The organism is Nocardia gamkensis NBRC 108242, from assembly GCF_001612985.1.
In the GTDB taxonomy this organism is placed as follows: Bacteria; Actinomycetota; Actinomycetes; order Mycobacteriales; family Mycobacteriaceae; genus Nocardia; species Nocardia gamkensis.
On sequence record NZ_BDBM01000028.1, the window covers coordinates 39,081 to 52,721 of the forward strand.

The following is a 13,641-nucleotide window of genomic DNA, read 5'->3' on the forward strand; positions in this document are numbered from 1 at the left end:
ACGTGTCATGGCTCTACAGCAGGATGCCACCGGTGTCGGGCTTGCCTTCGCGCGCCACGGCGGAGTAGGCGGCGGCCAGCAACGTGGGGTCGGGTCCCTCGAGTCGGCCCGGCTTGGCGAGACCATCGAGCACGACGAAGCGCAGCACGCCGGAGCGAGTCTTCTTGTCGGTCTGCATGGCGTCCAGCAGTTGCGGAAGTGCGTCGGCGTCGTAGCTGGTCGGCAGCCCGACGGCGGTGAGGATCGCGCGATGACGGTCGGCGGTTTCGTCGTCGAGACGGCCCGCGAGACGGCCGAGTTCGGCGGCGAACACCAGCCCGACGGAGACCGCCGCGCCGTGCCGCCACCGGTAGCGCTCCCGCCGCTCGATCGCGTGCCCGAGGGTGTGACCGTAGTTGAGGATCTCGCGGAGGCTGGACTCCTTCAGATCGGCGGCGACGACGTCGGCTTTCACCTGGATCGCGCGGCGGATCAGCTCCGGCAGCACCTCGCCGGAGGGGTCGAGGGCGGCCTCGGGGTCGCGCTCCACCAGATCGAGGATCACCGGGTCGGCGATGAAACCGGCCTTGATGATCTCGGCCATGCCCGCCACGATCTCGTTGCGCGGAACCGTCTCCAGCGTGGCCAGGTCGACCAGCACGGCGGCGGGCTCGTGGAAGCAGCCGACCAGGTTCTTGCCTGCCTCGGTGTTGATGCCGGTCTTGCCGCCGACCGCCGCGTCGACCATGGCCAGCAGTGTGGTGGGCACGTGCACGATGCGCACCCCGCGCATCCAGGTGGCGGCGACGAACCCGGCCAGGTCGGTCGCCGCGCCGCCGCCGAGGCTGACCACGACGTCGTTGCGGGTCAGGCCGATGCGCCCGAGCACCTCCCAGCAGAACCCGGCGACGGCCAGGTCCTTGCCCGCCTCGGCGTCCGGGATCTCGACACGATGTGCGTCGATGCCGGTGTCGGCCAGCGCCTTCCGCACCGCTTCGGCCGTCTCGGCGAGTGGCGGCTGATGGAAGATGGCCACGGTGCGCACGCCTTTGGTCGCGCCGCTGACCGACTCGACGAGTTCGCCGAGCAAGCCGCGACCGATGATCACCGGGTACGGGTCGGCGGTCCGGACTTCGAGACGACTCGGCTCTGTCACGTGGCTTGCTCCGATTCTGTTGTTGCTGTTGTCGACTGCTGACGCGCCCGGGCGCGGGCACGGCGTGCGCGGGCACGCCTGGATCGGTTGCCGGCCGCGGTCTCGCTGTCGCTCGTTCCGCTCGCGGCGTCGGGTTCGCTCGTGCGGCCCCTGCGCGTACGGCGGGATCGAGCGGTGGTGGTCGCCGCCGATTCCTTCGTGGCGCCGGTTTCGGTGGCGGTGCTCTCGCCCTGATCGGCGGTCGTGCGCCGGGCCGCGGCCCTGGCCCTGGCGCGACGCCGGGACCGGGATCGGCTGCTGCCCTGCGGAATTCCGCTCGGTGGCGGCCGGAGGTCCGTTTCGGCGTGCTCGACCGGCTCAATCCCGAGCTTGGTCATGATCATCCGTACCACCCGGCCCGGACTGCGACCGTCGGTGCGGACCCGGACGGTGGCCACCTCCCGGTAGAGCGGCCTGCGGGCGCGCATCAGCTCCCGGTACTTCGCGCCGGGGTCGGCGCCGTTGAGCAGCGGCCGCTGGGTGCTCGCGCCGGTGCGCCGAAGACCCTCGGCCACACTGATCTCCAGGTAGACCACGGTGCGGCCGCGCAGAAGGGCCCTGGTGTCGGCGGACAGCACGGCGCCGCCGCCCAGCGAGACCACACCGCGCTCGGCGAGGACGGCGCGGCGCACCACCCGCTCCTCGATCCTGCGGAATTCGGGCTCACCGTCTTCGGCGAAGATCTCCGGGATGGTGCGACCGGTCTCCCGCTCGATACCCGCATCGGTGTCGTACAGCTCGACGCCGAGTTCCCTGGCGAGCTTGCGGCCGATCGTGGACTTGCCCGCCCCCGGCGGTCCGACCAGCACCACGCGCGGGGCGCGCGGATCGGTCTGCACGATCATTGCGACCGACTGTCCGCGGGCACGTGGGGGCGAGTGCTGATGCGCTTGATGTAGCTGGTGATGTTCTCGACCGTCTCGGTGAGCGAATCGCCGCCGAACTTCTCCAGCGCCGCCTGCGCGACGACCAGCGCCACCATGGATTCGGCCACCACGCCCGCCGCGGGAACGGCGCACACGTCCGAACGCTGGTGGATGGCGACGGCCTCGTCTCCGGTGGTCATGTCCACGGTGGACAGCGCGCGCGGCACCGTCGAGATCGGCTTCATGGCCGCACGCACACGCAGCGCCTCGCCGTTGGTCATGCCGCCCTCCAGGCCACCGGCGCGATTGGTGGAGCGCAGCACGCCGTCGGGGCCGGGCCGCATCTCGTCGTGCGCCTGGCTGCCGCGGCGGCGCGCGGTCTCGAAACCGTCACCGACCTCGACGCCCTTGATGGCCTGGATGCCCATGAGGGCGGCCGCGAGCCGCGCGTCCAGCCGGTTCTCTCCGCTGGTGAACGAGCCGAGGCCGACCGGAAGTCCCTCCACGACCACCTCGACCACGCCGCCGAGGGTGTCGCCGTCCTTCTTGGCCGCCTCGATCTCGGCGATCATCGCGGCTTCGGCGTCCTTGTCGAACGCCCGCACCGGGCTCTCGTCCACCGCGGCGAGATCGGCGGCGGTCGGCACGATGCCGGAGGTGTTCTGCGCCGTGCCGATCGACACGACGTGCGAGACGACCTCCGCGCCGAACGCCTGGCGCAGGAAGTTGCGGGCGACGGTGCCCGCCGCGACGCGCGCGGCGGTCTCCCTGGCACTGGCGCGCTCGAGCACGTTGCGGGCGTCGTCGAAGTTGTACTTGAGCATGCCGGAGTAGTCGGCGTGCCCGGGCCGGGGGCGGGTCAGGGGTGCGTTGCGGGCCAGCTCGGCGAGTTCGGCCGGATCGACCGGGTCGGCGGACATCACGGTGGTCCACTTCGGCCACTCGGAGTTGGCCACCTCGATGGCGACCGGGCCGCCCATCGTGCGCCCGTGCCGCACTCCGCCGACGACGGTGACCTTGTCTGCCTCGAACTTCATCCGCGCGCCGCGGCCGTAGCCCAGCCTGCGGCGCGCGAGCTGCGTGGAGATCTCGTCCGACGTCACCTCGACGCCTGCCACCATCCCCTCGAGGATGGCGACGAGAGCGGGACCATGGGATTCTCCAGCAGTTATCCAACGCAGCACGTCGTTCATCTTCCCATGTCGACGCCGGTGCTCGGGAACGTGGCCCGCCGTGACGACGCGCACGCCGGAGGAGGGGCGATACCACCCGCCGACGCCTCAGCGGGCTATGACGATGGGGCGATCCACCGAGCGCAGCAGCGCGTCACCCACCGAACCGAACAGCAGCCGTCCCAGGGCTCCGCGGCCCCGGTTGCCCACCACCAGCAGTTGCCCGTCGCGGGAGCGTTCGAGCAACTGCCGCTCCGGCCGGTCGCGGACGACCTCGCGCCGGATGGTGAGCTCCGGGTACTGCTCCTGCCAACCGGCCAGGCTCGTGGCGAGCAACGCTTCCTCGGTCCGGCGCAGCGCGGTCCAGTCGGTGCCGATCGCGCCGAGCGGCTCGACCTCGCCCCAGGTGTGCACGGCCACCAGTTCGACCCCGCGCAGCGAGGCTTCGGTGGCCGCGACCTCGATGGCGGCTTGCTCGGCGGCGGAGCCGTCCACCCCGACGATCACCGGCCCGGTGCCGGCCCGGTCCAACAGCGGCGTTTCGGCAGGCACCACTGCCACGGGGCAATCGGCGTCCCGGGCCACGGCGGTGCTGACCGAGCCGAGCAGGACTCGCTGGACGCGGCCGATACCGCGGGTGCCGACCACGAGCATCGCCGCGCTGCGAGAACGCTCGATCAGGGCGGTGGCGATGTGCGCGGTGCGGATCTCGGTGCCGATGGCGATGTCGCGCACGGTACGCGCGGCCGCTACCGCGGCGTTCGCGGCGCGCTCGATCGCCTCGTCCGCTTCACGCACCCGCAGCAATGCCGCCGGGCGTGGCGGATCATCGTCGTCGGAGGCGAGCGGCGCCTCGACGACCAGCGCGATGTGCAGGGGCGCGTCGTGCAGCGCGGCGGTCTGCGCCGCCCAGCGGACCGCGACGATCGATGGGTCCGAACCGTCGGTCCCCACCACGATCGGTCTCCGCGACGAATGCCTCGGATGCACTGGGTGGCTCCTTCCCGACGCCGCTTCCGCTGTCCTGGCGACTCAGACCGGGCGACTCGCCGAACTGCCGGCCCCCACGAATGCCGCCGCGGTGGCTGCTCGGAAAGTCGTTGCCCGCGACTGATGCTACCGATGAATTGCGGTGTATTTGCTGGCTTCGTGATAGCGGGCTGTGTGGTGTGGCGACGCGCCGACGCCAGTGGCGGACGAACTCAGGTCGAATCCAGGGCCGACGACAGCAAGGCCAGCAAAGTCGCCAGGCACATCGCGGGACCGTGTGGCACGGTGACCGCGCGGTTGCCCGGCCCGGCGGCACGAGAGGTGAGTACGCTCCGGCAGGCCGATGCGCCGAGCGCGGCACACGCGGTGAGCACCGGTGCTCCGAGTGTCGCCCACATCCACGGCCGCGCACCGCCGAGTGCGGCAGCCCCGCCCAGCATCACCGCGAGCTTGACGTCGCCGGCACCCAGCGCGGCGGGTGCGGCGAGATGTACCAGCAGGTACGGCGTGGACAGCAGTAGTGCGCCCAGCAGTGCCGTGGTGAATTGCCCTGTGAGCACGGCGTATCCGAGGACGATCAGCGCGCCCGTACCGGTCAGTCCGTTCGGTAGGCGGCGTTCGCGCATGTCGAACACTGTCAGAACCGCGCACCACACGGTGAGGACGGCGCATGCGAGAAGGGTCATGCCTCCACCTTCACCCGGCACAGGCGCGGGAACGCTGGGCCGATCCGGAATGTGCACAACATGGTCGGATGTGAAGAGGTCGTTGTTCAGCAGTCGTCATAGATCGTGAGAAACATTGCCTGCCAGCGGTTTTCGCGAAAGCCCTCACGCGGCGAACGCGGCGGACGGCGGGCGAGCACGTGTTGACTGTCGGCGTGCGGTGCCTCGGCGGTAGTTTTGAGGTATGTGTGCAGATCACCAGGGTCATGTGCCGGACTACGCGGCGCGGCGTGGCGCGCTGCGCAGCCTGCTGGTGGAGAACGGGGTGGACGCCCTGCTGGTCACCGATCTGGTGAACATCAGATATCTGACGGGGTTCACCGGCTCCAACGCGGCGTTGCTCGTGCACTCCTGGGACACGCGCACCGCCGAGGAACGCACGGTGATCGGCACCGACGGCCGGTACCGGACCCAGGTCGCCGAGCAGGTTCCCGACCTGCGGGCGGAGATCGCGCGGGCCACCTCCCGGCGGATCGTGCAATTGGCGGGGGAGTGGCAGGTCGGCCGGGTGGGCTTCGAAAGCCATGTCGTCACGGTCGAGCAGCATCGCGGTTTCCTCGAACAGCGCACCGGCCTGCAGTTCGTCGCCTCGCCCGGACTGGTGGAGCAGTTGCGCATGGTGAAGGACGCCTACGAAGTGGAGCAGTTGCGCGCGGCGTGCGCGGCGGGCGACGCCGGTCTGGCCGCGCTGCTGGAGCGGGGCGGATTGCGGCCCGGTCGCACCGAGCGCCAGGTGGCGCGGGATCTGGAATGGGCCATGTTCGAGCACGGCGCGGAAGCGGTGTCGTTCGAGACCATCGTGGCCACCGGCCCGAACTCGGCTGTCCCACACCATCGTCCGACCGATGCCGTGCTGACGGCGGGTGATTTCGTCAAGCTGGACTTCGGGGCGGTGGTCGGCGGCTATCACTCCGACATGACCCGTACTTTCGTGCTCGGCACGCCGAGCGACTGGCAGCGCGAGGTGTACGCGCTGGTCGCCGCGGCGCAGCGGGCCGGGTGCGAGGCGCTGCGGCCGGGGATTCCGGTGGCCGACGTGGACGCGGCGTCGCGGGCAGTGATCGAGGCCGCCGGGCACGGGAAGTTGTTCGTGCACGGACTCGGCCACGGGGTCGGTCTGCAGATCCACGAAGCGCCCGGAATCGCGAAAACCGGAACCGGTACACTTCTGTCTGGCGTGGCGGTGACCGTCGAACCAGGTGTGTACTTTCCCGGCCGCGGCGGGGTCCGAATCGAGGACACGCTCGTGGTGCGCGAAGGGGGCCCTGAGCTGCTCACCCACACCAGCAAAGACCTGACCGTCGTCGCCTGACGCCGGTCTGCCCGAGACCAAGCGGTAGAACGAGGAGATCCGAAGACAGTGGCGGACACCAGCGACTTCAAGAACGGCCTTGTGCTGAAGATCGACGGTCAGCTCCAGCAGATCATCGAGTTCCAGCACGTCAAGCCGGGCAAGGGCCCCGCGTTCGTGCGGACCAAGCTGAAGAACGTCGTGTCCGGCAAGGTCGTCGACAAGACCTTCAACGCCGGTGTGAAGGTGGAGACCGCCACCGTCGACCGCCGCGACATGACCTACCTCTACCACGACGGCTCGGACTACGTCTTCATGGACGGTGAGACCTTCGACCAGATCTCCATCTCCGAGGCCACCATCGGCGACGGCGCCCGCTTCCTGCTGGAGAACATGAACGTCCAGGTCGCGATGCACGAGGGCGCGCCGCTGTATGTCGAGCTCCCGGTCTCGATCGAGCTCGTGGTCCAGCACACCGACATCGGCCTGCAAGGTGACCGCTCCACCGGCGGCACCAAGCCCGCCACCCTGGAGACCGGCGCCGAGGTGCAGGTCCCGCTGTTCATCAACACGGGCGACAAGCTGCGCATCGACTCGCGCGACGGCAGTTACCTCGGCCGGGTCAACGCCTGAGCGCCCGGGCCTGCGAATCCGGGATGATGTGACCGTGGCTGAACAGCCCGTGGACAAGAAGTCCGCGTACAAGAAGCTCGGCGCACGGCACAAGGCCCGCCGCCGGGCGGTCGACCTGCTGTTCGAGGCGGAGGCCAGAGACGTCGACGCCGCCGACCTGCTCGACGAGCGCGCCGAACTCGCCACCCGCGACCAGTCGGTCGCGCCGGTGCACCCCTACACCCGCACCTTGGTCGGTGGCGTAGCCGACGACCTCGACCGGGTGGACGGCACCATCGAGTCGTACCTGCAGGACTGGACTCTCGCGCGTCTGCCTGCCGTGGACCGCGCGATCCTGCGCATCGCGGTCTGGGAACTGTTCCACGCGAGCGACGTCCCGCCGGTCGTCGCCGTGGACGAGGCGGTGGAGCTGGCCAAGGAGCTGTCCACCGACGATTCCCCGTCCTTCCTCAACGGCGTGCTCGGGCAGGTCGTCCTGGTGGCGCCGCAGGTGCGCGCCGCGGCGGCCGCGACAAGGGCGCCGCGCCCGGAGCCCGAGCCGTGAACAAGTACCTCGTCCTGGTGATGCGTACCCCGCGCTTCGACGCCGCCGTGACCGAGCCGCACCGGCAGTTCCTGCGGTCGCTGCACGACCGTGGGCAGTTGCAGGAGAGCGGCCGCTTCACCGACGGCACCGGTGGCGCGTACGTGATTCTCGCCGAGAATCTCGACGCCGCACGTGAAATAGCGTTCACCGATCCCGTGCACACCACCGGCGCCTCGGAACTGACCGTCTACGAGTGGGAAATCACCACACCGAACTGAGGCGCCGCATCCTCGTTTCGGTCCCGGTATAGGCGGTCGCAGGTCCAGCTCCGCTCACCGCCCGAAGCCGAAGGCGATGCCCGTTTTCATTGCGGTCGTTCCGACGCCGCCCAGCGCCTCGACCCGGTCTCGAAGATGGAACTCCCGCTGGTGGGTGTACGGATGACCAGCGGGAGCACGACCGATCCTCGTACCTCGACCGCACTCGAGGTCAAGCGGGCGTCGCAGGCACTGATCGGCGACCGCTGTCTCGGCGGGCTAACCCGTGATCAACAGCGCCGCGACCGCGCCGGCGGTGGCGGTCACCGCGAGGACGAGGCCGGTCAGGACGAATCGCTTCATCGGAACGCGCACATCGTGCATGCGGCAGAACTCCAAGCACAGCAGCGTCGCGAGCGAGGCCCACGGCGTGACGATCGAGCCGATATTGGTACCGATCAACAGCCCTAGAAGCTGATCGCCGTTCTGCCGGGGAATCACCGCCTCGCCCGCGGTGTAGGCCGGTAGGTTGTTCGCGATGTTGGAGAGGCCGGCGCCTGCCGCGGCGGCCCGGAACGCGCCGGACGCACCGGAATCGGTCCCGATCAAGGCGTGCATCGCGTCGGCGAGGCCGAACCGGCTCAGGGTGGGCACCACCAGGAACAGGCCGACTACGAAGACCAGCAGCCGCCACGGGATGAGCGAGAGCCGCAGGGCGGCGCGGTCGAAGACGGCGAATGCCGCCACGGCGATGAGCGCGGCGAGCGTCGCGGCGATACCGATCCGGTCGCCGACGAGGGGGATCGCGATGACGAACAGCGAACAGGCGCCCGCGGTGGCCAGCAGCAGTGAGCGCTCCCGGAAGTTCGCGGGGCGAATCGGCTCGGGCGGTACATATCGATCGGCGTCCCGTCGTCCTCGCCGCCAATACCACAGCCACAGGCACACCATCGTCGCCGCGATCGAAACCAGTTGCGGCGCCCACATCTTCGCCGCGAAGCCGGTCGCGGTCAGTGCCACGCGATCGGCGGCGAGCAGATTGGTGAGATTGGAGACCGGCAACAGCAGACTCGCGGTGTTGGCCAGCCAGAGCGTGGTCATGGCCAGCGGAAGCGGCGGAATGCGGGCGGGCGCGGCGAGGGCCAGCATGACCGGGGCGATCAGCACTGCCGTGGTGTCGAGATTCAGCACGATGGTCGTGGCGGAGGCGAACAGGACACAGAGTCCGAACAGTGCGGGATAGTGACCGCGACCGAGGATCGCGAGCCGATGGGCGATGACGTCGAAGACCTTGGCCTGCCTGGTCAGTTCGGCCAGCACGATCACGCTGGCGAGGAACAGCAGCAACGGGCCGACGCGGCGCATGTTCGCGACGGCTTCGGCGCGGGGCAGGAGACCGGTGAGCACACACAGCAGACCTGCCCCCAGCAAGCCGAGCCGGACCCGGTCCAGGACGCTCAGCCGCGGCTTCGATGCCGGCGTGGCCGGGGCGGAGGGCGAGTTGCGTGAAGAGGAATCGACCAGGTCGGGCACGAGTGCCATGATCGCAGCCCTTCGTTCGCGCCCCTTTCGGCCGGGGCGGCTTGTGTAGTCGACACCCCACGCATTACCCGTTGAACGTGCCGTTATCCGATGGTACGTTATTCAAGTCACAGGTCGGCCCGGATGTCGGCTCGAACACATTCAGGCCGTTTTGGGGGCCCGGGGTGTGGTGTCCGAGCCGACTCCGGTTCTCGTCCGCCGCCGAATCAAGGATGTGTTGCCCATGAGCATCGCCATCGGACTGGTCTTTCTGTTCATCTTGGTCGGAGGCAGCCTACGGTCGGCCGAAGCGGGCTGTCAGAACACGTTGATGGACCATATGAAGAACATGTGGCTCTGCGCCGTGATCTCCTACGCCGTAGCACTTACCGGCTTCTCGATTTTCCTCGCACTGTCGTCGAAGTCGCCGTGGCCGACGCTCGACGACCTGCGGAACATGCCGTGGTGGGCGCCGTTCGGCGGCTTGCTGGGCGGCGCGGCCGTGATGGGAATGATCGCCGTCGCCCGATACGTCGGTGTGGCGACGTTCAGCGCGCTGGTGATCGTCGGCGAGATGGTGGTCGCCGTGATCATGGACCACTTCGGACTGATGGGATTCGACGAGCGATCCGCCAGTCTGCCCCGTCTGCTGGCATGCGGGCTGATCACGCTCGCGATCTACCTGATGGCCGACGAGCCCGCGGCCGGCGAGCCCAGGGTCAGCGTCACCTGACCCGAGAACACGCACCGCTGCCGGTCCAACCATCCAACCTTCGCGCCCTCCGAGGATCCTCGATGACGGTTCAGACCGCCGAAAAGACCCGTGCCGCCCTGCCCCGCGCCACGATGGCATTCATCTTCGCATTCATCCTGGTCGGAGGTGCGCTGCGCTCCGTGGAAGCCGGATGTCAGAACTCCCTCAAGCTCGCACTGAAGAATGTCTGGCTGTGCGGCGTGATCTCCTACGCCGTGGCATTCACCGGCTTCGCGATCTTTCTCACCGTGGCGCTGCTGGTTTCCTCCCGTCGGCCATGGCCGACGCGGCTCGACATCCGAAGCATGCCCCGGTGGGCGCCGTTCGGAGGTCTCCTCGGCGGCGCCGCGATCCTGGCGATGATCTCGGTGGCTTCCGATGTGGGCGCGGGCACCTTCAATGCCCTGATCATCGCGGGGCAGATGTTCGGTGCCCTCGCGATCGATCACTTCGGGCTGATGGGTTTCCCGCGGCGAGCGGTGAACTCCAAGCGCATCGTCGCCTGTGTCATGATCATCGCCGGGATCTATCTCATGGCGACTTACTGACCACGCGGGCGAGGCACGCCCAGGACCTACTGGTCTGTTGCGTTCTGAGAGACCGATAGGGTATCTCTCGCAACGTTGCCTCGCCGAGGGAAGTAGGAGACATGGCCACGAACGAGCTGACCGTGACGGACGTCCGCACCACGCAGGAGGCGTGGGCACTGTTCGACCGCCTCCCCGCGGCGCCGGTCGAGGAGATCACGACGGGGCGGTGGCGGGGAGAGGAACTGCACACGGGCCATCCGATGGATGGTGTGCTGGTGGCTTCGGGCTGGTACGGCAAGCAGTTCGACGGCCCCGATCGCGTGCATCCGCTGCTGTTCACCTCGGGCGGCGAAGTTTTCCCGATCGATCCGCGCCGCGTCCCGCTCGGCCTGGCCGGGCGGGTGCCGCTGTCCGGCGTGCGCGCCCTGCGCAAACTGCTGCCTGCCCTCGCTCCCGCGCTGCGTACGCGCAAACCCACCGCGCGTCTGCGTGCGGTCGAATACCGCGGCGTGACGAGTGCCGCGATGGTCTACGACCACCTGCCGATCATCGATCACTTCCGCCGCGCCGACGAGCACACCCTGCTCGGCGTGATGGATTTGCGCGGTATGGCCGAACCGTACTTCTTCGTCCTGCGCAGGGACATCGGCTAGGCGGCCGCGGATCCGGTCGGCCGCAGCCGATCCGGATCCGGTGCCGCCCCCACCGCACTAGGATTTGCGCGACAGGCGAGACCTTGCGGGATGCGGCGACCGAGGAGGCACAGTCGATGGAACGCACGACATGCCTGGTGGTCGGCGGGGGACCGGCCGGAATGTTCCTCGGGCTGCTGCTGGCCAGGGCCGGTGTCGAGGTCACGGTGCTGGAGAAGCACACGGATTTCCTCCGTGACTTCCGCGGCGACACCGTGCATCCCACCACCCTCGATCTGCTCGACGAACTGGGTCTCGGCGCCGAATTCGCGAAACTTCCCGCGCGCAAGGTGGATCAGGTGCAGTTGCCGATCGCGGGCGGCCTACAGACCCTCGCGACGCTGAAGAACCTGCCGGGCAAGCACAAATACGTCGCCATGGTGCCGCAATGGGATCTGCTGGATCTGCTCGCGCGTGCCGCGGCGGCCGAGCCCACCTTCCGCCTGCGGATGAATACCGAGGCCACCGACCTGGTCTGGATCGACGGACGGGTCGGTGGCGTCGTCTACCGCACCGCCGACGGTGCGACCGGCTCGATCGAAGCCGACCTCACCGTGGCCTGCGACGGCCGCGGCTCCCTGCTGCGGTCGGCCGCGGGGTTGTCGGCACGCACTTGGTCGACGCCGATGGACGTCTGGTGGTTCCGCTTGCCGCGCACCGAGATCGACCCCGCCGGCGCGCTGCCGATCGTCAGCGCCCGGCGGGTGGCGGTTCTGCTCGACCGCGGCGACTACTGGCAGTGCGCGACGTTGATCGCCAAGGGCGCTGACGAATCCGCCCGCCGCGGACCGGTCCAGGACATCATGCGCGGCCTGGCCGAGGCCGCGCCCTGGCTCCACGACCGGGTCGACGCCTTGTCCGGCTGGGACGAGGTCAAGCTGCTGGAAGTGAAACTCGACCGGCTGACCCAGTGGTACACCCACGGCCTGCTCTGCCTCGGCGACGCCGCCCACGCCATGTCACCCGCCGGTGGCGTCGGCATCAACCTGGCTGTTCAGGACTCCGTCGCCGCGGCGAGAATCCTCGCCCCGCCGCTGCTCTCGGGCGCGCTGCGGATCAGGGATCTGGCGAAGGTGCAGCGACGGCGCAGATTCCCGACCGTCGTGACGCAGGGCATACAGCGGCTCCTGCACACCATCGCGATCGCTCCGGCCCTGGACGGGCGAATCGACATCGCGAGCGCTACCCGCGCACCGCTGCCGGTCCGGATCCTGCGCCGCGTCCCCGTGATCCGCAGCGTGCCACCGTACTTGCTCGCTCGCGGCGTCTTGCCGGAGCACGCTCCGCACTTCGCCCGGCGGTAGCGGTCCGGGCGGGCGCTCAGGCCGGAACGTCGGGGGATGAGGCGGGCGGGGTCGCGATCCAGCCCGCGACGGCTGCGAGACCGGTCGGGCGGTGTACGGCGAGGAAGCCGAAGGGACGGTCGAAGTTCACCGAGACGACGGGTGCGTGGTGGTGTCGCAGCGCCGCCGCTGCCGCGCGTAACGCGAAGGACGTCACGGCGGCGGCCTCGAAGCCTTCATGGCTGAACCGGGCGAGGACCTCCTGCGCTCCTCGACCGACGCAGAGCGGGAAAGGCGAGATCGCCGGGAAATGGCCCTGGGTGCAGTCTGCCGCGGCGGTCAGGCCGAACAAGCCGGACGCGGTGAGCAGGTCATGGGTGGATCGGACCTCGAAGGGCGGCAGCCGGATTCGCAGTTGACCGGTGCCGGTCGGCACCTGCTCGGTGCGCACGGCGAGGCCCGGCCCCTCGGTGCCGACCGGCAGGTCGGAGCGGACCGGCACGGCGCCGGCCAGCGCCGCCAGGCCGGTTCCGAGCACGGTCCCGGATCGGCCCGTGCCGAGCAGCAGGTGGACGTCGAGGTCGGCCACACCTTCGACGACGACGCGCGTGACCGGCTCCGGCGCGTCCAAAATCGCGGCGTTCGCCAGGTCTGTGCTCGCGCGGGACAACCCGGGGCCGCGATGCCCCTGCCACGGACCGTCTTTCGGGGTCAGCGTCGCGACCTCGAAGGGCACCTGCCACCGGGTCTTCGCGACCAGCGCGGTGGCGAGCACCAGCAGCGTGCCGGGATCGACCGAGAGGGGGAACCGCTCGATGAGCCCGTCGGTATGCCGGGCCGCCCAGCTGTCGAGCTCGGACCGGCCGGCCAGCCGGGCGAGAACTCCCTCGGGCAGCGCCTGCGACCAGGCTTCGTGCAGCGGAAGATCATGGCGCACCCACACGCCCAGTGCCGCCGACACCGCGTCCGCGCGCTGGAGGTCGTGCAGCAACCGGAGCGCTTCTTCCCGGGCGTTCGCCGCGGGTACGCCGATCGCCGTCGACAGTTCGTCCCGTGCCGGACCGTCCGCCGCGGAGGCGAGCAAGGCCAGCAGCGGCCAGACGCCCGCGCCGGACACCACGAAGTCTCGCTCGCCCGCCGCCGCGCACCAGCGTGCCGTGAGGGCGTTGGCGGCGCCGACATGGGATTCCAGAGAAGTCCGCACGGCACCCACCCTAGCCACGGCGG

The 13,641-nt window shown here is 69.6% G+C and carries 15 protein-coding genes; 8 read left to right on the top strand and 7 right to left on the bottom strand.

Annotated elements, in window-relative coordinates; translation table 11 throughout:
• Nucleotides 1–13: 13 nt before the first annotated feature.
• The 5 genes from aroB to NG1_RS21750 all read right to left on the bottom strand — a co-directional run bounded on the left by aroB (nucleotide 14) and on the right by NG1_RS21750 (nucleotide 4,888).
• The gene (gene aroB, locus NG1_RS21730) at nucleotides 14–1,135 is read right to left on the bottom strand and encodes a 3-dehydroquinate synthase (RefSeq protein ID WP_062973568.1); all 1,122 of its coding nucleotides are present in this window, start codon (nucleotides 1,133–1,135) and stop codon (nucleotides 14–16) included.
• Nucleotides 1,132–2,019, bottom strand: a complete 888-nt coding sequence (locus NG1_RS38460) for a shikimate kinase (RefSeq protein WP_062973571.1) — start codon at nucleotides 2,017–2,019, stop codon at nucleotides 1,132–1,134. The genes aroB and NG1_RS38460 overlap by 4 nt, the downstream gene beginning before the upstream one ends.
• A complete protein-coding gene (gene aroC, locus NG1_RS21740; RefSeq protein WP_062973691.1) occupies nucleotides 2,016–3,224 on the bottom strand; it encodes a chorismate synthase in 1,209 nt (402 codons plus the stop codon). The genes NG1_RS38460 and aroC overlap by 4 nt, the downstream gene beginning before the upstream one ends.
• Before the next feature lie 96 nt (nucleotides 3,225–3,320).
• Nucleotides 3,321–4,169 carry a universal stress protein gene (locus NG1_RS21745; RefSeq protein ID WP_168434200.1) on the bottom strand — a complete coding sequence of 283 codons (849 nt, stop codon included), beginning with the start codon at nucleotides 4,167–4,169 and terminating at the stop codon, nucleotides 3,321–3,323.
• A 245-nt stretch (nucleotides 4,170–4,414) separates the two neighbouring features.
• Nucleotides 4,415–4,888, bottom strand: coding sequence for a prepilin peptidase (locus tag NG1_RS21750; RefSeq protein WP_062973575.1), 474 nt, complete (start codon nucleotides 4,886–4,888; stop codon nucleotides 4,415–4,417).
• 223 nt (nucleotides 4,889–5,111) lie between these two features.
• Between NG1_RS21750 and NG1_RS21755 the strand changes: the two genes are divergently transcribed.
• The 4 genes from NG1_RS21755 to NG1_RS21770 are packed head-to-tail and all read left to right on the top strand — an operon-like array spanning nucleotide 5,112 to nucleotide 7,655.
• Nucleotides 5,112–6,239: a M24 family metallopeptidase gene (locus NG1_RS21755; protein WP_210750726.1), complete on the top strand. Its 1,128-nt coding sequence runs from the start codon at nucleotides 5,112–5,114 to the stop codon at nucleotides 6,237–6,239.
• Nucleotides 6,240–6,287: 48 nt separating this feature from the next.
• A complete protein-coding gene (efp, locus tag NG1_RS21760) occupies nucleotides 6,288–6,851 on the top strand; it encodes an elongation factor P (protein WP_040867576.1) in 564 nt (187 codons plus the stop codon).
• A gap of 34 nt (nucleotides 6,852–6,885) precedes the next feature.
• A complete protein-coding gene (gene nusB / locus NG1_RS21765) occupies nucleotides 6,886–7,395 on the top strand; it encodes a transcription antitermination factor NusB (RefSeq protein ID WP_040867601.1) in 510 nt (169 codons plus the stop codon).
• The gene (locus tag NG1_RS21770) at nucleotides 7,392–7,655 is read left to right on the top strand and encodes a YciI family protein (protein ID WP_040867575.1); all 264 of its coding nucleotides are present in this window, start codon (nucleotides 7,392–7,394) and stop codon (nucleotides 7,653–7,655) included. Before nusB ends, NG1_RS21770 begins: the two co-directional genes overlap by 4 nt.
• A 258-nt stretch (nucleotides 7,656–7,913) precedes the next feature.
• Here NG1_RS21770 and NG1_RS21775 read toward each other — a convergent pair whose 3' ends face one another.
• Entirely contained in the window at nucleotides 7,914–9,176 is a 1,263-nt protein-coding gene (locus tag NG1_RS21775; protein WP_084499091.1) for an ArsB/NhaD family transporter, read from the bottom strand.
• 223 nt (nucleotides 9,177–9,399) lie between these two features.
• On the opposite strand from NG1_RS21775, the gene NG1_RS21780 reads away from it, so the two are divergent.
• From NG1_RS21780 to NG1_RS21795, 4 genes are all read left to right on the top strand, one after another.
• Nucleotides 9,400–9,888 carry a DMT family transporter gene (locus tag NG1_RS21780; protein ID WP_157114169.1) on the top strand — a complete coding sequence of 163 codons (489 nt, stop codon included), beginning with the start codon at nucleotides 9,400–9,402 and terminating at the stop codon, nucleotides 9,886–9,888.
• Nucleotides 9,889–9,950: 62 nt separating this feature from the next.
• Nucleotides 9,951–10,457 (top strand): DMT family transporter, encoded by a 507-nt coding sequence (locus tag NG1_RS21785; RefSeq protein ID WP_062973581.1) that lies wholly within the window; start codon nucleotides 9,951–9,953, stop codon nucleotides 10,455–10,457.
• Nucleotides 10,458–10,558: 101 nt separating this feature from the next.
• Nucleotides 10,559–11,092: a DUF4334 domain-containing protein gene (locus NG1_RS21790; RefSeq protein WP_062973583.1), complete on the top strand. Its 534-nt coding sequence runs from the start codon at nucleotides 10,559–10,561 to the stop codon at nucleotides 11,090–11,092.
• 116 nt (nucleotides 11,093–11,208) lie between these two features.
• Nucleotides 11,209–12,435 carry an FAD-dependent oxidoreductase gene (locus NG1_RS21795; RefSeq protein ID WP_062973585.1) on the top strand — a complete coding sequence of 409 codons (1,227 nt, stop codon included), beginning with the start codon at nucleotides 11,209–11,211 and terminating at the stop codon, nucleotides 12,433–12,435.
• 16 nt (nucleotides 12,436–12,451) lie between these two features.
• Here NG1_RS21795 and NG1_RS21800 read toward each other — a convergent pair whose 3' ends face one another.
• Nucleotides 12,452–13,618, bottom strand: a complete 1,167-nt coding sequence (locus NG1_RS21800) for a serpin family protein (protein WP_062973700.1) — start codon at nucleotides 13,616–13,618, stop codon at nucleotides 12,452–12,454.
• Nucleotides 13,619–13,641 lie beyond the last annotated feature (23 nt).

Coding starts and splice junctions, on each gene's coding strand:
- NG1_RS21795 (WP_062973585.1), top strand. CDS start 11,209: ATGGAACGCACGACATGCCTGGTGGTCGGCGGGGGACCGGCCGGAATG.
- NG1_RS21775 (WP_084499091.1), bottom strand. CDS start 9,176: ATGGCACTCGTGCCCGACCTGGTCGATTCCTCTTCACGCAACTCGCCC.
- NG1_RS21790 (WP_062973583.1), top strand. CDS start 10,559: ATGGCCACGAACGAGCTGACCGTGACGGACGTCCGCACCACGCAGGAG.
- NG1_RS21755 (WP_210750726.1), top strand. CDS start 5,112: ATGTGTGCAGATCACCAGGGTCATGTGCCGGACTACGCGGCGCGGCGT.
- NG1_RS21750 (WP_062973575.1), bottom strand. CDS start 4,888: ATGACCCTTCTCGCATGCGCCGTCCTCACCGTGTGGTGCGCGGTTCTG.
- NG1_RS21780 (WP_157114169.1), top strand. CDS start 9,400: ATGAGCATCGCCATCGGACTGGTCTTTCTGTTCATCTTGGTCGGAGGC.
- NG1_RS21785 (WP_062973581.1), top strand. CDS start 9,951: ATGACGGTTCAGACCGCCGAAAAGACCCGTGCCGCCCTGCCCCGCGCC.
- NG1_RS38460 (WP_062973571.1), bottom strand. CDS start 2,019: ATGATCGTGCAGACCGATCCGCGCGCCCCGCGCGTGGTGCTGGTCGGA.